The sequence below is a fragment of the Salmonella sp. SAL-020 genome, from assembly GCF_017372215.1.
In the GTDB taxonomy this organism is placed as follows: domain Bacteria; phylum Pseudomonadota; class Gammaproteobacteria; order Enterobacterales; family Enterobacteriaceae; genus Salmonella; species Salmonella enterica.
Window position 1 is genome coordinate 2,851,005 of sequence record NZ_CP071690.1, and the last position, 18,240, is coordinate 2,869,244.

Consider the following 18,240-nt stretch of genomic DNA (forward strand, 5'->3'; position numbering starts at 1 on the left):
TCAAACTCCCCATTTTGGGATAGGATGGTCGCCCATTGAGATGCAGACGTTTTTCATTTCCGCAAACACTTCGAAGCTATATTCGCCGCCTTCGCGCCCGGTACCGGAGGCTTTCACGCCGCCGAACGGCTGGCGCAGGTCGCGGACGTTCTGGGTGTTGACGAAGACCATGCCGGCTTCAATCCCACGCGCCAGGCGCAATACTTTGCTCACGTCCTGGGTCCAGATATAAGAGGCCAGACCGTATTCGACGTCGTTCGCCAGGCGTAACCCTTCCGCTTCGTCTTTGAATGGCAGCAGACAGGCAACGGGCCCAAAGATCTCTTCCTGCGCGACGCGCATACGGTTGTCGACATCGGCCAGCACGGTTGGGCGCAGGAAGTTACCGCCTTTCAGATGCGCAGGCAGGTCAGTGGGTTTTTCCGCACCGCCCGCCAGCAGCGTTGCGCCCTCTTCAATGCCGAGGCGAATATAGCCAGAGACTTTTTCCCAGTGCTGTTGGCTAATCAGCGCGCCGACCTGAGTGTTCGGGTCGGTCGGATCGCCGACACGCAGGCGATTCGCGCGTTCGGCAAAGCGCTTCACGAACTCAGGGTAAATGCTCTGCTGGATAAAGATGCGCGACCCGGCGGTGCAGCGTTCGCCGTTGATCGAGAAGATGGTGAACAGCGCGGCGTCCAGCGCGCGCTCAATGTCGGCATCTTCAAAAATCAGCACCGGCGATTTGCCGCCCAGCTCCATCGAGTATTTTTTCAGGCCGGCATTTTTCATGATATTGCGACCGGTGGCGGTACCGCCGGTAAACGACACCGCACGCACGTCATGGTGGCGTACCAGCGCATCGCCCGCCGTCGCGCCGTAGCCCTGCACCACGTTCAGCACGCCTGCCGGAATTCCTGCCTCCAGCGCCAACTCGCCCAACCTGTCGGCAGTCAACGGCGACAGCTCGGACATTTTGAGCACCGCGGTGTTGCCCAGCGCCAGGCACGGCGCGACTTTCCAGGTCGCGGTCATAAACGGCACGTTCCACGGCGACACCAGCGCGCAGACGCCGACGGGCTGCACCAGCGTATAATTGAGCATTTTATCGTCAACCGGATAGGTCTTGCCGTTCATCTGCTGGCACACTTCGGCGAAGAATTCGAAGTTATGCGAGGCGCGCGGGATCAGCACGTTTTTAGTCTGGTGAATAGGCAGACCGGTGTCGGCGGTTTCCATCGCCGCGATTTCCGGTACGTTCTGGTCAATCAGGTCGCCAAGGCGGCGCATCAGGCGCGCGCGCTCTTTCATCGGTAGGTTGGCCCATTTCGGGAACGCCTCTTTTGCCGCCGCGACAGCCTGGTTCACTTCTGCTTCACCGCCGGAGGCTACTTCCGCCAGCACGTCACCGGTCGCCGGGTTAGTGGTCTGGAAGTAGTCATTACCTGCAACGTTTTTGCCGTTAATCCAATGATTTATTTTCTTCATTTTGCGCTCTCCTCACTGACGATTCGGTTAACCAGGCGGCCCACGCCTTCTACTTCCACGACAACTTCATCCCCCGGCACCACATCGGAAAGCCCTTTCGGCGTACCGGTGGCAATCATGTCGCCCGGTTGCAACGTCATAAATTCGCTCAGATAAGAAATCAGGAACGGGATGCTGAAGATCAGATCGGCGGTCGTCCCTTCCTGGCGCAGCTCACCGTTAACAAAGGTGCGTAACGTCAAGTTGTGCGGATCAGAAACCGCCTCTTTATCCACAATCCACGGGCCTATCGGCGTCAGGCCGTCGCGGCTTTTTACCCGCAGATTCGGACGGTAGTAGTTTTCCAGATAGTCGCGGATCGCGTAGTCGTTACAGACGGTGTAACCGGCCACATACTCCATGGCTTCGGCTTCGCTCACCTTACGCGCCGTTTTGCCAATCACCACGACCAACTCGGCTTCGTAGTGCATATATTCGACGTTGTTCGGGCGCACCGACGTTTGGTGATGTTCGGTAAAGGTGTTTGGCGCTTTGATAAATACCAGCGGCTCTTTCGGCGGCGTAAATGCCAGCTCGCTGGCGTGATCGGCGTAGTTCAACCCCAGCGCAAATAACGTACCCGTCGCTGACAGCGGCCACGTAAACGTCTGGTGGCGGGCGAATTCATCTTCTGCGACAACCGGATTTTCCAGCGCGGGTAAACCTTTCGCCAGAATACGCACCCGATCGCCGGGACGCAGCGCAACGCGATTCTGCGGCGTACCGAGTAAGATCGCATCGCCAGGGTTAAGCGTAGCGAACTCACTTAACGCGCTAAGTAGTTGTGCGGCGCTACGCTGTAAATCGGCAGTATTCCAGTGGTCCGCTTCTCGTCCGTTGATTTCCGTGATAATGGTGAGGTTATCCACATCACTCAGCGGTGCCATTTCACCCAGCGGGCAAAAGCCATCGCGACATTTCGCTTTAATCGCCGGGCGATAAAAGCTCTCTTCCGGCAGGCTGACCTCGTTAGCCAGCGCATACCCGGCGATATAGTCCGCCGCCGCTTCAGGGCGTATCCGGCTGGCGGTTTTCCCCACAATGAGCGCCACTGTCGCGCCGCTCAGTACCTTTTCTCCCTGCGGATAAGGAATGGGTTCGCCGTGACGAATCACCGTATTACGCGGTTTGATGAACCACACTGCGGTTTTAGGCGGCGCATTATAGGGAGGCTGAGAGAAAGCCTCTTGCCAGGCATCAAGCTGACTGCGATGGTTTAACGCAACGGCGAAAACAGTACCCTTCATACATAAACTCCTCAGGCCGATTCAACGGGCTGTGATTTCATTAATATATTAATGATTAGATTTATGCTTTCGCTGTACATTTAGCAAGCTGAAGTAAAGTATTTGTGATGTGATTAACAATATTTTCACAAATTTATTATTAAATGCATACATATCAAAGAGTTAAATAAAACCCCTTGTTTCTGTTAAACTTTGGACATAAAACAGATGTCATAGCTCACATCGGTAAACACGATTATTCAGGTATTAATAATTCTGCAAAAGAGAAACGCTTATGCATGATTCATTAACCATCGCCTTGCTTCAGGCGCGCGAAGCGGCAATGACCTATTTCCGCCCCATCGTTAAAAGCCACAATCTGACCGACCAGCAATGGCGCATTGTGCGAATCCTGGCCGATAGCCCCTCTATGGATTTTCACGAGCTGGCCTTTCGTACCTGCATTTTGCGTCCAAGTCTGACCGGAATATTGACGCGCATGGAGCGAGACGGACTGGTGTTGCGACTCAAGCCGGTTAACGATCAGCGTAAGTTATATGTCATGTTGACGGAGCAGGGACAAACGTTGTACGCCCGTGCCCGAAGCCAGGTAGAAGAGGCTTATCGAAAAATTGAGGCCGATTTCACGCCCGAAAAAACACAGCAATTGATGCTGCTGCTGGACGATCTTATTGCCCTGGGACGCCAGCATCCTGATAGCGAAGCGGAAGCATAGTATTCTTACCTTCCCACGCCGCCGACACGGGAATCCCCTCCCGCTTACAACGTTGACGGCGATCGCATTTTACTCTTCTTCTTCGACGTTCATCTGAAAAGTACCCGCCGTTGTCCTGAAAGTCTCTTCACAGTTTACGCTTCTGCCTATTCAATTAAACAACAAATAAGAAACATATTATTAACAAAACATTCCGATTAATGAGGAAGAGGCCGCAATGAAACCTGAAGATTTTCGTACTGATAACAAGCGTCCGTTAACGGGCGAAGAGTATTTAAAAAGCCTGCAGGACGGGCGGGAAATTTATATTTACGGCGAACGCGTTAAAGATGTTACGACACATCCGGCATTCCGCAATGCCGCAGCCTCTGTCGCACAACTGTATGACGCATTACATAAACCGTCGATGCAAGATACCCTATGCTGGAATACCGATACCGGCAGCGGCGGTTATACGCATAAATTTTTCCGCGTTGCGAAAAGCGCAGACGATCTGCGCCAACAGCGTGATGCTATCGCCGAGTGGTCACGCCTGAGTTACGGCTGGATGGGACGCACACCGGATTACAAAGCCGCCTTTGGTTGCGCCCTGGGCGCTAACCCAGCCTTCTACGGCCAGTTTGAGCAGAACGCCCGCAACTGGTACACCCGTATTCAGGAGACCGGCCTGTACTTTAACCATGCAATCGTCAACCCGCCCATTGACCGCCACAAACCTGCCGACGAAGTGAAAGACGTCTATATCAAGCTGGAGAAAGAGACGGACGCCGGGATTATTGTCAGCGGGGCGAAAGTCGTCGCCACTAACTCCGCCCTGACTCACTACAACATGATTGGTTTCGGCTCAGCCCAGGTGATGGGCGAAAACCCGGATTTCGCTCTGATGTTTGTCGCGCCAATGGATGCCGAAGGCGTAAAACTTATTTCGCGCGCCTCGTATGAAATGGTCGCGGGCGCGACGGGCTCGCCGTTTGATTATCCACTCTCCAGCCGCTTTGATGAAAACGATGCCATTCTGGTGATGGACAAGGTGTTGATCCCGTGGGAAAACGTGTTGATTTACCGTGATTTCGATCGTTGCCGTCGCTGGACGATGGAAGGCGGCTTTGCCCGTATGTATCCACTGCAAGCCTGTGTTCGTCTGGCGGTTAAACTTGATTTCATTACCGCGCTGCTGAAAAAATCGCTCGAATGTACGGGTACCGTAGAGTTCCGGGGCGTGCAGGCCGATCTCGGAGAAGTCGTGGCGTGGCGCAATATGTTCTGGGCATTGAGCGATTCTATGTGTTCTGAAGCAACCCCGTGGGTAAACGGCGCCTGGCTACCGGACCACGCCGCGCTGCAAACCTATCGTGTCATGGCCCCAATGGCCTACGCGAAAATTAAAAATATTATTGAACGTAACGTTACCAGCGGCCTGATTTACCTGCCTTCCAGCGCCCGCGATCTGAATAATCCGCAAATCGACCAGTACCTGGCGAAATACGTACGCGGCTCTAACGGAATGGACCATGTTGAACGTATCAAAATTCTTAAATTGATGTGGGATGCCATCGGCAGCGAGTTTGGCGGTCGCCATGAGCTGTACGAGATTAACTACTCGGGCAGCCAGGATGAAATTCGTCTGCAGTGCCTGCGTCAGGCCCAGAGCTCCGGCAATATGGATAAGATGATGGCAATGGTTGATCGCTGCCTCTCCGAATACGATCAGAATGGCTGGACGGTTTCGCATTTGCACAATAACGACGACATCAATCAACTGGATAAGCTGCTGAAATAACGCGGCAGGAGGTTCTCATGCAAGTAGATGAACAACGTCTGCGTTTTCGCGATGCGATGGCAAGTCTGGCGGCAGCGGTCAACATCGTAACCACGGCGGGTCACGCCGGACGCTGCGGTATCACCGCAACAGCGGTCTGTTCCGTCACCGATACGCCGCCCTCCGTGATGGTATGTATTAATGCCAATAGCGCCATGAACCCCGTCTTTCAGGGCAACGGCAAGCTGTGCATTAATGTACTTAACCATGAGCAGGAGCTGATGGCGCGCCACTTTGCCGGTATGACGGGGATGGCGATGGAAGAGCGTTTTCACCAGCCATGTTGGCAAAACGGGCCGCTGGGCCAGCCGGTACTTAACGGCGCGCTGGCCGGTCTTGAAGGCGAGATCAGCGAGGTACAAACCATTGGCACGCATCTGGTGTATCTGGTGGCGATCAAAAATATTATTCTTAGCCAGGATGGGCATGGCCTGATTTATTTCAAACGCCGTTTTCATCCGGTCAGACTTGAGATGGAAGCGCCTGTTTAACCGTCACTCATGCCCACAAGCGGGATAACCACCGCTTGTGGGAGAAGAGTCGATACGCTGAAGATTTTTATTCCCGCCGCGATGTTTGCTCGCCATAAATCGCGGCGATTAATACAATCTAAGAGCCTATCCCACCAGGTGTTATTGGCGCAGCCAGTTTGGACACGGACAGCGCGCAAAAACCGGAGCGTACACGTAGTACGTGAGGTTTGACTCGCTACGCTCGCCCTTCGGGCCGCCGCTAGCGGCGTTCAAAACGCTAACGCGTTTTGGCGAGCACTGCCCAGGTCCAAAATGGCAAGTAAAATAGCCCTAATGGGATAGGCTCTAAATTAGCTCCCGCGATAGGTTGAATAACCATACTGACTTAATAACAGCGGCACATGATAGTGCTCATTCGTTTTGCTGATATGAAACTCGACGGGAATCTCCGGGAAAAACGTATCCAGTTTTTTACTTTCAAAATACTGGCCGGTTTTAAAAATAACGCGATAATCCCCCGGCGCGGCAGCTTTTTCGGGCCACAGTGCTTTAATACGTCCATCCTGGTCGGTATGCCCGGTGTTTAATTGCGTCCATCCGTTATCCTTTTTCTGCTCCAGTACCACCTCCACGCCGGGCGCCGGTTTGCCTGTTTGCTGATCGAGAATATGTACGCTGAGAATATTGTTGCCAGCGGCCAGCGCCATTGCCGGGGCTGCAACAAGAGATGCTATCACGGTAGCCAGTATATGTCGTTTCATGCTTCACTCCTTTACGGTATTGATGCAGGAAAATATATCTGGCGCGTCCAGGATTAACCTTACACGGACATGACAATTATGTCATCTTGTTGGAGATTTACGGATTCGCTAACAAGCCTATGGCATACTGCGTTGATGAAGATTTTATTGATTGAAGATAACCAGAAAACCATTGAGTGGGTACGTCAGGGACTCACGGAAGCAGGCTATGTGGTTGATTATGCCTGTGATGGACGAGACGGATTACACCTGGCCCTTCAGGAACATTATTCATTGATTATTCTTGATATTATGCTGCCGGGGCTTGATGGATGGCAGGTTTTACGCGCGTTACGCACTGCGCATCAGTCCCCTGTTATTTGCCTGACGGCGCGCGACTCGGTTGAGGATCGCGTCAAAGGTCTTGAGGCGGGCGCTAATGATTACCTTGTTAAGCCTTTTTCCTTCGCCGAACTGCTGGCCCGGGTGAGAGCTCAACTCAGACAGCATGTCCCTGTCTTTACCCGACTGACGATCAATGGTCTGGACATGGATGCCACAAAGCAATCGGTGTCACGAAATGGCAAACCGATTTCCCTGACCCGCAAAGAATTCCTGCTCCTCTGGTTACTGGCGTCCCGGGCAGGAGAAATCGTGCCCCGAACCGCGATCGCCAGCGAAGTTTGGGGAATTAACTTTGATAGTGAAACCAACACCGTTGATGTCGCGATTCGTCGGCTGCGCGCCAAAGTAGACGATCCATTTGAAAAGAAGCTCATTATGACCGTCCGGGGGATGGGTTATCGATTACAGGCGGAAACGTCGCAGAATGGTTAAGTTATCAATGACGCTGCGCCTGACAATTTCTTTTATCGCCATCCTTATCCTCGCCTGTACCGGCATTAGCTGGACGCTCTATAACGCGCTGAGCAAAGAATTAACGTATCGTGATGATATGACGCTAATAAATCGGGCGGCGCAAATGCAGCAACTGTTACTGGATGGCGCCAGGCCGGAAAATCTGCCGCTCTATTTCAATCGGATGGTGGATACGAAGCAGGATATCTTATTGATCCATTCAGCAACAGGCCACAATGTTGCGATTAATCATAGCGGCATCCCCGACCAACGCTTTAACGAGATTCCGCTGGCTAAAAACATCACCCGCGAAACCTTATTTCGCCAGGCGGTACAAGGCACGGAACTTACCGCGGTACGAGTAAACGCCAGAAGCGGCGATGACCCGCTGACCCTTACTATTGCCAGGCTGGCGACGGAAAGGCGGCAAATGCTGACGCAATATCGCCGCAACAGTTTGCTGATGAGCCTTATCGCGATCCTCGTCTGTTCGGCGCTCAGTCCATTAGTCATCAGAAACGGGCTGCGGGCCATTACGTCGCTCAGCCGACTCACCGCGGCGACAGATAGCGGCACACTTCGCCAGCCGTTGGCGGAACAGGCGTTACCCGTTGAGCTCAGGCCGCTTGGACAAGCGCTAAATACCATGCGCCAGAAGCTTTCCGACGATTTTGAACGCCTGAACCAATTTGCCGACGATCTGGCGCATGAGCTGCGCACGCCGGTTAATATTTTACTGGGGAAGAATCAGGTGATGCTGAGTCAGGAACGCAGCGCCGAAGAGTATCAACAAGCCCTTGTCGATAATATTGAAGAGCTGGAGGGACTGTCGCGACTGACAGAAAATATTCTCTTTCTGGCACGCGCGGAGCACCAGAATATAGCGGTAAAAAAACAGCCTGTTTCGCTCAATGCGCTGGTCGAAAATATGCTGGATTATCTTAGCCCCCTTGCCGAGGAGAAGCGCATCTGTTTTATAAATCAATGTCAGGGAACGGTATGGGCTGACGAAATATTATTACAAAGAGTGCTCTCAAACCTGCTGACGAATGCCATCCGTTATTCTGATGAAAACGCCGTGATACGTATTGAAAGCGCTTATGATGATAACGTTGCAGAAATTCGGGTCGCTAATCCGGGCAGCCACCCAGCCGATGCGGATAAGCTTTTCCGGCGTTTTTGGCGAGGAGATAATGCCCGCCACACTGCCGGTTTCGGCCTGGGGTTATCGTTAGTTAACGCGATTGCTCTATTACACGGTGGTTCGGCATCTTACCGCTATGCCGATGAACATAATATCTTTTCGGTTCGTCTGCCCGATAGCGGTGATAGCTAAGGTCAGTACAGGTTCTGTTCCCCTTCCCTGCCACAGGGCTGTGGTTATCAATACAACCTCAATAAAGAGAAAATAAAGGATGCCGGCAAAGAATATTGCTGGCTCGATCACTTTCTCGGTTTCCAATCCAGGGTCAATTCATCCCATAACGCGTTATTCAGTGGGAACCTTTATGAAAAAGTATCTTGCATTCGCCGTTACGCTGCTGGGTATGGGTAAAGTCATCGCCTGTACTACCCTTTTGGTAGGCAATCAGGCTTCGGCTGACGGCTCCTTCATTATCGCGCGCAACGAAGATGGCTCGGCAAATAACGCCAAGCATAAGGTTATTCATCCCGTCGCGTTTCATCAACAAGGCGAGTATAAAGCACATCGCAACAATTTTAGCTGGCCGCTTCCGGAGACAGCGATGCGCTATACGGCGATTCATGACTTTGATACTAACGATAACGCCATGGGTGAAGCCGGTTTCAATTCGGCGGGCGTCGGAATGAGCGCAACGGAAACCATTTATAACGGCAGAGCGGCGCTGGCTGCCGATCCTTACGTGACAAAAACAGGAATCACGGAAGACGCCATTGAGTCCGTGATCCTGCCAGTGGCGCAATCGGCGCGTCAGGGCGCCAAATTACTGGGAGACATTATTGAACAAAAAGGCGCTGGCGAAGGTTTCGGCGTCGCGTTTATTGATAGCAAAGAGATATGGTATCTGGAGACGGGAAGCGGTCATCAATGGCTGGCAGTACGACTTCCGGCAGATAGCTATTTCGTTTCCGCCAATCAGGGACGTTTACGCCATTACGATCCGAATGATAACGCGAATTATATGGCGTCACCAACGTTAGTAAGCTTTGCGAAAAAGCAGGGATTATATGATCCGGCCCGCGGCGAATTCGACTTTCATCAAGCCTATTCGCAGGATAACAAAAACGATACCACCTATAATTATCCGCGCGTCTGGACGCTACAACACCAGTTTAATCCGCATCTGGATACGGCCGTTAGCGAAGGGGAAACATTTCCTGTTTTTTTAACACCAATAACAAAAATTAGCGTGGCGGCAGTAAAAAACGCGTTACGAAATCACTATCAGGGAACGTCGCACGACCCTTATGCCAGTCATAATCCACAAGAACCATGGCGACCCATATCCGTTTTTCGTACCCAGGAGTCGCATATTTTACAGGTCAGACCGAAATTACCGCAGGCTATCGGCAACGTAGAATACATCGCCTATGGAATGCCATCTCTTAGCGTCTATCTCCCCTATTATCAGGGGATGCGTCATTATCAACCCGGAGATGATAAAGGAACCGATCGGGCGAGCAACGACTCTACCTACTGGACATTCCGCACGCTGCAAACGCTGGTTATGCAGGACTACAATGCGTTTGCGCCAGATGTGCAACACGCCTGGAAAACATTTGAACAGCAAACAGCTAAGCAGCAGTATAAGATGGAGCAGAGCTATCTGAGATTATATGCGTCGCATCCGAAAGAAGCGCAACGCTTACTGCAAAATTTTGAAGATAAAACGATGCAAAATGCGCAGACGCTCGCCCGTCGCCTGACCAATAATATTATTACGACAATGACTTACCGTACAGATATGAAATATCACTTTTCAAGTACGCAACCATAAATTTAATGACAATCTATTAGCCACTCATACACAATAAGATAAAGCGGTACCAGAATTAGCCAGATATAAAAGACAATAATTATTATGGATTCATAGAGAGGATAGTTTATGACACTCCAGGCAAATATCAGCAGAGAGACAAAAGCGGCAAAAACCCAGGAGGTATATAAGCACGTTGTTCTTTTCAAAATGGCCGCCCCCTCTTACATAAGACGATAACTACAGCTTATGTCCCGTGTTACATAACTTTTCCCGACAGGCCTCTTTTACCCATGCTGAAAAATTCCGCGTCTTTTCAGATTTCAACGCGAATTCTATCTGTTCAAGCATGGAATAGGAAAAACGAATATTCTTCGTCACGGTCTTACTTGTCCGGGGCTTTGCTGGCATACACACACCTGTATAACATTTGATGTAACGCCGTTACTTTACGCAGGAGTAAATCGGTGAATTTGATCTGAGTCAAGAAGGTGGGTTTTCAATAAAAGTTGTGCCATAAATTGTGAAGTTTGTAGATTTTATGAACATTTGATGTACCGATCTCCCCCATGATCGCCACTACGTATGGACGTCAGGATGCCTCCCCGCCTGATCAGAAGCGTTTCCTCATTAAAAAGGACATTTTTTTAAAGTTCCTGGTGCATAAAAGTCACATCCTTTTAAAGGGTTGTTAACCCTATTGAATGTTCCCACTCCCCTATTCAGGAATATTAAAAACGCTATGCAAATACAGAGCTTCTATCACTCAGCTTCACTAAAAACCCAGGAGGCTTTTAAAAGCCTACAAAAAACCTTATACAACGGAATGCAGATTCTCTCAGGCCAGGGCAAAGCGCCGGCTAAAGCGCCCGACGCTCGCCCGGAAATTATTGTCCTGCGAGAACCTGGCGCGACATGGGGGAATTATCTACAGCATCAGAAGACGTCTAACCACTCGCTGCATAACCTCTATAACTTACAGCGCGATCTTCTTACCGTCGCGGCAACCGTTCTGGGTAAACAAGACCCGGTTCTAACGTCAATGGCAAACCAAATGGAGTTAGCCAAAGTTAAAGCGGACCGGCCAGCAACAAAACAAGAAGAAGCCGCGGCAAAAGCATTGAAGAAAAATCTTATCGAACTTATTGCAGCACGCACTCAGCAGCAGGATGGCTTACCTGCAAAAGAAGCTCATCGCTTTGCGGCAGTAGCGTTTAGAGATGCTCAGGTCAAGCAGCTTAATAACCAGCCCTGGCAAACCATAAAAAATACACTCACGCATAACGGGCATCACTATACCAACACGCAGCTCCCTGCAGCAGAGATGAAAATCGGCGCAAAAGATATCTTTCCCAGTGCTTATGAGGGAAAGGGCGTATGCAGTTGGGATACCAAGAATATTCATCACGCCAATAATTTGTGGATGTCCACGGTGAGTGTGCATGAGGACGGTAAAGATAAAACGCTTTTTTGCGGGATACGTCATGGCGTGCTTTCCCCCTATCATGAAAAAGATCCGCTTCTGCGTCACGTCGGCGCTGAAAACAAAGCCAAAGAAGTATTAACTGCGGCACTTTTTAGTAAACCTGAGTTGCTTAACAAAGCCTTAGCGGGCGAGGCGGTAAGCCTGAAACTGGTATCCGTCGGGTTACTCACCGCGTCGAATATTTTCGGCAAAGAGGGAACGATGGTCGAGGACCAAATGCGCGCATGGCAATCGTTGACCCAGCCGGGAAAAATGATTCATTTAAAAATCCGCAATAAAGATGGCGATCTACAGACGGTAAAAATAAAACCGGACGTCGCCGCATTTAATGTGGGTGTTAATGAGCTGGCGCTCAAGCTCGGCTTTGGCCTTAAGGCATCGGATAGCTATAATGCCGAGGCGCTACATCAGTTATTAGGCAATGATTTACGCCCTGAAGCCAGACCAGGTGGCTGGGTTGGCGAATGGCTGGCGCAATACCCGGATAATTATGAGGTCGTCAATACATTAGCGCGCCAGATTAAGGATATATGGAAAAATAACCAACATCATAAAGATGGCGGCGAACCCTATAAACTCGCACAACGCCTTGCCATGTTAGCCCATGAAATTGACGCGGTACCCGCCTGGAATTGTAAAAGCGGCAAAGATCGTACAGGAATGATGGATTCAGAAATCAAGCGAGAGCACATTTCTTTACATCAGACCCATATGTTAAGTGCGCCTGGTAGTCTTCCGGATAGCGGTGGACAGAAAATTTTCCAAAAAGTATTACTGAATAGCGGTAACCTGGAGATTCAGAAACAAAATACGGGCGGGGCGGGAAACAAAGTAATGAAAAATTTATCGCCAGAGGTGCTCAATCTTTCCTATCAAAAACGAGTTGGGGATGAAAATATTTGGCAGTCAGTAAAAGGCATTTCTTCATTAATCACATCTTGAGTCTTGAGGTAACTATATGGAAAGTCTATTAAATCGTTTATATGACGCGTTAGGCCTGGATGCGCCAGAAGATGAGCCACTGCTTATCATTGATGATGGGATACAGGTTTATTTTAATGAATCCGATCATACACTGGAAATGTGCTGTCCCTTTATGCCATTGCCTGACGACATCCTGACTTTGCAGCATTTTTTACGTCTGAACTACACCAGCGCCGTCACTATCGGCGCTGACGCAGACAATACTGCTTTAGTGGCGCTTTATCGCTTGCCACAAACCAGTACCGAAGAAGAGGCGCTCACTGGTTTTGAATTATTCATTTCAAACGTGAAGCAATTGAAAGAGCATTATGCATAATTTAATACGTCAACATACTTTCTTAATGAGATAAAACGCGATACGTATGCCCTTTACAAGAGACAAGACCAGAATCTTTGGTGGAAATGTAAGGGGCAAACGTTCATCTCTCTCATTTTGCTCTGTTTGCGGGAGCATTTTTAGTGTGTAAGTATTCCTGCTCATCAGGTTTTTACGCCATCTACGCACATTTATTCTGCTATAAGTTGAAATGCTGCAAAAAATATTAAAGCTTATTATTTTTTCTTTAGGTAAATTTTCGCTCAACAAACTTAATTGTTTATTCAATGATGATGAAGCGTAAGCTATGCTGGAAATGAAGGAAGTCAATAGCAAGGATAATCTTATTATTCACGGGTGATATTACTTCTGCTTCACCGTTATGGCAGATATCATCGCCTCTTGTCAGATGCCAGACACCTACTCATACTCAACCAAAGCTCTAAATACAAAAATCACCTTATATCTTTTTTTATTATTTCTTGTATAAATGTGACTTGACTCACACCTATAAGGAATCGACTCACTTCCATAAGAAGGAATCAAAATGCCAATAACTAACGCGTCCCCAGAAAATATATTAAGATATTTGCATGCGGCCGGTACCGGTACGAAAGAAGCAATGAAAAGTGCAACTTCACCACGCGGTATACTGGAATGGTTTGTCAATTTTTTTACCTGTGGTGGAGTAAGAAGAAGCAATGAAAGATGCTTTCAGGAGGTAATTGGAAAACTGACCACATCATTATTATATGTAAATAAAGATGCTTTCTTCGATGGTAATAAAATATTTCTGGAGGATGTCAACGGGTGTACTATATGTCTGTCATGTGGAGCAGCATCCGAAAATACGGCTCCCATGGTCATTATTGAAGTGAACAAAAATGGAAAAACTGTAACGGATAAAGTTGATAGTGAGAGATTTTGGAATGTATGCCGAATGTTAAAGCTGATGAGTAAACATAATATACAACAGCCTGATTCACTTATAACCGAGGATGGTTTTCTGAACCTGCGCGGAGTAAATCTGGCTCATAAAGATTTCCAGGGGGAAGATTTGTCAGACATAGATGCTTCTGATGCAGATTTCCGTGAAACAACTCTATCTAATGTAAATTTAGTCGGTGCAAATTTGTGTTGTGCAAATCTACACGCTGTAAATCTAATGGGTTCAAACATGACTAAAGCAAACCTGACTCACGCAAACCTGACTTGCGCTAACATGTCCGGTGTAAACTTAACCGCTGCAATTCTATTCGGCTCAGACTTAACTGACACCAAACTAAATGGTGCGAAATTAGATAAGATAGCTCTAACTTTAGCGAAATCATTAACAGGAGCCGATCTGACAGGTAGTCAACATACCCCTACTCCACTCCCGGATTACAATGATAGAACTCTTTTCCCCCATCCGATATTTTAGTCGAGATAAAGGGATTTTATAAACAAGAAGTATTCAAACAGAAGCCCCTTGTTTTATTAAATAACCCCGCTCCTAAGTTTCATTATAAATAACATTTTCAGCGTATTACTTGTTGACTTTGTCTGAATCATAGCGTTATCTGTATGTGGCACATTAACTAAAAACACTATTATTGTTTAATTTAAATAATTCATAATTGTAGTCAGGAAATAAGAAGTTATGCTTCCGGTCACCTACAGATTAATACCTCAAAGCGGAGTATCCACATATGGATTAAATACCGCAGATACACCTGTTTTCCCCGATATTCCCGAACATGCACCAAACCCCTCACGGCTACGCCTTGCTCATGACAGCCTTGCCATAAACAGTGAATTCCGTCTGGAGCCAGAGTGTGTGGTGGAATACCTTATCTCAGGCGCGGGTGGAATAGACCCTGATACAGAAATTGATGACGACACTTATGACGAATGCTACGATGAACTATCCTCCGTACTTCAAAATGCGTATACCCAAAGCGAAACATTCCGCAGACTGATGAGTTACGCATATGAAAAAGAACTACATGATGTGGAGCAGCGCTGGCTACTGGGGGCAGGCGAAGCCTTTGAAACTACCGTGGCTCAGGAACACTTCAAACTTTCAGAAGGCAGGAAAGTTATTTGTCTCAATCTGGACGATTCTGATGATTCATATACCGAACATTATGAAAGTAACGAAGGAAGACAACTTTTTGACACAAAACGTTCATTTATTCATGAAGTTGTACATGCACTGACCCATCTTCAGGATAAAGAAGAAAATCATCCAAGAGGCCCTGTTGTCGAATATACCAACATTATTCTGAAAGAGATGGGGCATCCTTCACCTCCCAGAATGGTCTACATCTTCAATAAATAGACACATCAGGAAACGAAAAGAAACTAAAAACCCACGTAGTCCGTTTTTTCGGGAAATGTTCTAGCAGTATTTTCTAACTATATTCTAAGCACCCAAAAAACAAAGGGGTTACCTTTCGGTAACCCCTTGTTTAATCTGGCGGAAGCGCAGAGATTCGAACTCTGGAACCCTTTCGGGTCGCCGGTTTTCAAGACCGGTGCCTTCAACCGCTCGGCCACACTTCCGGAATGAGGCGCACTATAAACATCCCGGTGCGTCATGTAAAGACCGAATGTGTTCGTTTGCGTGAAAAACAGGCAAATTTTCGTTAATTGCCTGAAATAGCGGCACATTGACCATTTCTTCAACACAAAAACGGGCTTAATACGTGTTGATCGTCCCCACTGTTTTACCGCTGTGATTATCAATTTTTTATCGGTAACGCGTGGCTGGCGCAGCCGCCTGTTTTATGGCGTAGCGCCAGGCATGAGCAGACCGTTTTAACGACGGTAATCACCTGAAATCTCTAAAGGAAACTAAACGTAAACGAATGCGTAAAGATGGGTAAAACCACTGGGTGACAGTGACTGTTTTTATTATTCTCCTTTATTAATTACATCTGTCATAAGAGAGTGACTAATGGATCGTATCATTACATCATCGCGTGATCGTAGCTCGCTACTGAGTACGCACAAAGTACTGCGCAACACCTATTTTCTGTTGAGCCTGACGCTGGCTTTCTCCGCAATTACCGCGACAGCCAGTACGGTACTGATGCTGCCCTCCCCCGGCCTGATTCTGACGCTGGTCGGTATGTATGGGCTGATGTTCCTGACCTATAAAACCGCCAATAAGCCGGTCGGTATCCTGTCTGCTTTTGCGTTTACCGGCTTCCTCGGGTATATCCTGGGCCCGATTCTTAACGCCTATCTGTCAGCAGGCATGGGCGATGTCATTGGCCTGGCGCTGGGTGGTACCGCGTTAGTATTTTTCTGCTGCTCCGCTTACGTTCTGACCACCCGTAAGGATATGTCTTTCCTGGGCGGTATGTTAATGGCCGGGATCGTCGTCGTGCTGATTGGTATGGTGGCGAATATTTTCCTGCAACTGCCTGCATTGCACTTGGCGATTAGCGCGGTGTTTATCCTGATTTCCTCGGGCGCTATCCTGTATGAAACCAGTAACATCATTCACGGCGGTGAAACCAACTATATTCGTGCGACCGTCAGTCTGTACGTTTCGCTGTACAACATCTTTGTCAGCCTGCTCAGCATTCTGGGCTTCGCCAGCCGCGACTAATCGACATTCCCCTCTTCCAGCCCTGCTTATGCAGGGCTTTATTTTTTGCTACACTGCCGTCCGTGTTGATTACGCAGTGAAACGTTATGTTGATCTTTGAAGGTAAAGAAATCAGTACTGATAGCGAAGGCTATCTGAAAGAGACGACGCAGTGGAGTGAAACGCTGGCAGTCGCTATCGCCGCCAATGAAGGCATTGAGCTCTCTGCGGAACACTGGGAAGTCGTGCGCTTCGTGCGCGAATTTTACCTGGAGTTTAATACCTCTCCCGCCATCCGAATGCTGGTAAAAGCGATGGCGAATAAGTTCGGCGAAGAAAAAGGCAACAGCCGCTATCTGTATCGTCTGTTCCCGAAAGGCCCGGCAAAGCAAGCGACCAAAATCGCCGGTCTGCCCAAGCCGGTAAAATGTATCTAATACCGAATACTGAAGCCTGTTAACGTCTCGCGAGGGCTGTGCGGTTCAGTGAGGATTTTGTCCACACGAGCAGAGCGCGGCCCGCCCTCTTTCAGCCACTTGATGAGCTTTTCTACCTGCGCCGCGTCGCCACAGGCCACCACTTCTACGCTTCCGTCATCCATATTCTTCGCATAGCCGGTTAACCCCAGCCGCTGCGCCTCATGCTGCGTGGTATAGCGAAACCCGACGCCCTGAACGCGACCATAAACCCAGGCGATAATGCAGACGTTCGACATGATGGTTCTCCTTTCATAATCAACGGTGAAGACGCATACAGGACATACTTAACGTACCTGACTAGGCAGACACCCATAATGTTGGCGGAATCTGGCCGTAAATCGCGACCCCGACAGGTAGCCGCACCGTAGCGCTATTTCGCCGATCGGCAGCGTCGTCGATTGCAGTTGAGAAAGCGCGCAGGACATGCGTACCTCTTCAATAATTTGCCGATAACTCTGCGATTCGCGCTGCAAACGCCGACGCAGCGTCGATGTTCCCATAGCAAGACGGCGGGCTATCTCCTGGGCTGTCCATAGCTTAGCAGGTGAGAGCATAATCAGTTGCCGCACCTGCTCCGTGAGGGTGTAACGCCGTTCAATAAGCAGCGGTCCCGCCGCGCCATCATGCAAAAGCGCTAACAGTAACCCCATCGCCTGATGTTCCTGTAGCCCGACAGGTAAGCCCTGGCGCACAGCATCCAACACGTTCTCCCACATAAATGTCAGGCTACGGCTCATCGGGGTACACAGCGATGTCAGGTTTGCCGGTGGATAATCCTGAACGTACATCGTTTTAAAGCGAGCAATAATCTCCGGTGAAAGTAACAACAGGTCGGAGCGAAAACCGTTCTGCGCAGGCTGATTAATAATCTCCAGCGGCGTGTTCGCCGGAATAATAATCAACTCGCCCGGCCCGGCGACAAGGCGGCTATCATCCTGAATGATGACTTTACTGCCCTGCGTAATATGGCAGATAGCGGCGGAAAAAAGCGTAACACGATGCAAACGGTGCAGATGACTGGAACGCACCTCTGCCGTCGTAAGATCCTGATGTCGAATATGCATCTCCTGCACCGTGCCG

General features: G+C 49.2%; 20 protein-coding genes and 1 tRNA gene. 13 read left to right on the top strand and 8 right to left on the bottom strand.

The window, feature by feature from the left end:
* Positions 1–1,467 (bottom strand): 5-carboxymethyl-2-hydroxymuconate semialdehyde dehydrogenase, encoded by a 1,467-nt coding sequence (gene hpaE / locus J1G48_RS14035; protein WP_000723529.1) that lies wholly within the window; start codon positions 1,465–1,467, stop codon positions 1–3.
* A complete protein-coding gene (gene hpaG / locus J1G48_RS14040) occupies positions 1,464–2,753 on the bottom strand; it encodes a 4-hydroxyphenylacetate degradation bifunctional isomerase/decarboxylase (protein ID WP_000679210.1) in 1,290 nt (429 codons plus the stop codon). Before hpaG ends, hpaE begins: the two co-directional genes overlap by 4 nt.
* A gap of 274 nt (positions 2,754–3,027) precedes the next feature.
* Here hpaG and hpaR point away from each other — a divergent pair, with 274 nt between their 5' ends.
* From hpaR to J1G48_RS14055, 3 genes are all read left to right on the top strand, one after another.
* A complete protein-coding gene (gene hpaR, locus J1G48_RS14045; RefSeq protein ID WP_000543922.1) occupies positions 3,028–3,468 on the top strand; it encodes a homoprotocatechuate degradation operon regulator HpaR in 441 nt (146 codons plus the stop codon).
* Between the two features lie 217 nt (positions 3,469–3,685).
* Positions 3,686–5,248, top strand: coding sequence for a 4-hydroxyphenylacetate 3-monooxygenase, oxygenase component (hpaB, locus tag J1G48_RS14050; protein WP_000801496.1), 1,563 nt, complete (start codon positions 3,686–3,688; stop codon positions 5,246–5,248).
* Positions 5,249–5,265: 17 nt separating this feature from the next.
* Positions 5,266–5,778, top strand: a complete 513-nt coding sequence (locus J1G48_RS14055) for a 4-hydroxyphenylacetate 3-monooxygenase reductase subunit (protein ID WP_001195551.1) — start codon at positions 5,266–5,268, stop codon at positions 5,776–5,778.
* A gap of 332 nt (positions 5,779–6,110) precedes the next feature.
* Here the strand turns inward: J1G48_RS14055 and hiuH are convergent, their stop codons facing one another.
* Entirely contained in the window at positions 6,111–6,521 is a 411-nt protein-coding gene (gene hiuH / locus J1G48_RS14060) for a hydroxyisourate hydrolase (RefSeq protein WP_000820358.1), read from the bottom strand.
* Between the two features lie 135 nt (positions 6,522–6,656).
* On the opposite strand from hiuH, the gene hprR reads away from it, so the two are divergent.
* From hprR to J1G48_RS14080, 4 genes are all read left to right on the top strand, one after another.
* Positions 6,657–7,337, top strand: a complete 681-nt coding sequence (hprR, locus tag J1G48_RS14065; RefSeq protein ID WP_000698207.1) for a response regulator transcription factor HprR — start codon at positions 6,657–6,659, stop codon at positions 7,335–7,337.
* Complete coding sequence (locus tag J1G48_RS14070; protein ID WP_000240033.1) at positions 7,330–8,694, top strand: heavy metal sensor histidine kinase; 1,365 nt, start codon at positions 7,330–7,332, stop codon at positions 8,692–8,694. Before hprR ends, J1G48_RS14070 begins: the two co-directional genes overlap by 8 nt.
* 172 nt (positions 8,695–8,866) lie before the next feature.
* Entirely contained in the window at positions 8,867–10,336 is a 1,470-nt protein-coding gene (locus J1G48_RS14075) for a C69 family dipeptidase (protein WP_000760232.1), read from the top strand.
* Between the two features lie 108 nt (positions 10,337–10,444).
* Positions 10,445–10,555 (top strand): hypothetical protein, encoded by a 111-nt coding sequence (locus J1G48_RS14080; protein WP_000174813.1) that lies wholly within the window; start codon positions 10,445–10,447, stop codon positions 10,553–10,555.
* On the opposite strand, the gene J1G48_RS14085 is transcribed toward J1G48_RS14080, so the two are convergent.
* Positions 10,556–10,726 (bottom strand): YlcI/YnfO family protein, encoded by a 171-nt coding sequence (locus J1G48_RS14085; RefSeq protein ID WP_001111006.1) that lies wholly within the window; start codon positions 10,724–10,726, stop codon positions 10,556–10,558.
* Between the two features lie 331 nt (positions 10,727–11,057).
* Here J1G48_RS14085 and sopB point away from each other — a divergent pair, with 331 nt between their 5' ends.
* Complete coding sequence (gene sopB, locus J1G48_RS14090) at positions 11,058–12,743, top strand: SPI-1 type III secretion system effector inositol phosphate phosphatase SopB (RefSeq protein ID WP_001166949.1); 1,686 nt, start codon at positions 11,058–11,060, stop codon at positions 12,741–12,743.
* Positions 12,744–12,759: 16 nt separating this feature from the next.
* Positions 12,760–13,101 carry a type III secretion system chaperone SigE gene (gene sigE / locus J1G48_RS14095; RefSeq protein WP_000444724.1) on the top strand — a complete coding sequence of 114 codons (342 nt, stop codon included), beginning with the start codon at positions 12,760–12,762 and terminating at the stop codon, positions 13,099–13,101.
* 9 nt (positions 13,102–13,110) lie between these two features.
* Here the strand turns inward: sigE and J1G48_RS14100 are convergent, their stop codons facing one another.
* Complete coding sequence (locus tag J1G48_RS14100) at positions 13,111–13,431, bottom strand: hypothetical protein (RefSeq protein WP_016716169.1); 321 nt, start codon at positions 13,429–13,431, stop codon at positions 13,111–13,113.
* Between the two features lie 217 nt (positions 13,432–13,648).
* Here J1G48_RS14100 and pipB point away from each other — a divergent pair, with 217 nt between their 5' ends.
* Together pipB and pipA are read left to right on the top strand one after the other, a co-directional pair.
* Entirely contained in the window at positions 13,649–14,524 is an 876-nt protein-coding gene (pipB, locus tag J1G48_RS14105) for an SPI-2 type III secretion system effector PipB (protein ID WP_001123028.1), read from the top strand.
* A gap of 219 nt (positions 14,525–14,743) precedes the next feature.
* The gene (pipA, locus tag J1G48_RS14110; RefSeq protein ID WP_000938186.1) at positions 14,744–15,424 is read left to right on the top strand and encodes a type III secretion system effector protease PipA; all 681 of its coding nucleotides are present in this window, start codon (positions 14,744–14,746) and stop codon (positions 15,422–15,424) included.
* A gap of 136 nt (positions 15,425–15,560) precedes the next feature.
* On the opposite strand, the gene J1G48_RS14115 is transcribed toward pipA, so the two are convergent.
* A tRNA-Ser gene (locus J1G48_RS14115) sits at positions 15,561–15,648 on the bottom strand.
* A 394-nt stretch (positions 15,649–16,042) separates the two neighbouring features.
* On the opposite strand from J1G48_RS14115, the gene yccA reads away from it, so the two are divergent.
* Positions 16,043–16,702 carry an FtsH protease modulator YccA gene (gene yccA / locus J1G48_RS14120; protein WP_000374046.1) on the top strand — a complete coding sequence of 220 codons (660 nt, stop codon included), beginning with the start codon at positions 16,043–16,045 and terminating at the stop codon, positions 16,700–16,702.
* 86 nt (positions 16,703–16,788) lie between these two features.
* The gene (gene tusE / locus J1G48_RS14125) at positions 16,789–17,118 is read left to right on the top strand and encodes a sulfurtransferase TusE (RefSeq protein ID WP_000904449.1); all 330 of its coding nucleotides are present in this window, start codon (positions 16,789–16,791) and stop codon (positions 17,116–17,118) included.
* Here tusE and yccX read toward each other — a convergent pair.
* Together yccX and J1G48_RS14135 are read right to left on the bottom strand one after the other, a co-directional pair.
* On the bottom strand, positions 17,115–17,396 hold the full coding sequence (yccX, locus tag J1G48_RS14130; protein WP_000072884.1) for an acylphosphatase: 282 nt from the start codon (positions 17,394–17,396) through the stop codon (positions 17,115–17,117). The two genes, tusE and yccX, sit on opposite strands and share 4 nt — an antisense overlap.
* Before the next feature lie 48 nt (positions 17,397–17,444).
* On the bottom strand, positions 17,445–18,224 hold the full coding sequence (locus tag J1G48_RS14135; RefSeq protein WP_000548080.1) for an AraC family transcriptional regulator: 780 nt from the start codon (positions 18,222–18,224) through the stop codon (positions 17,445–17,447).
* Positions 18,225–18,240: the final 16 nt, after the last annotated feature.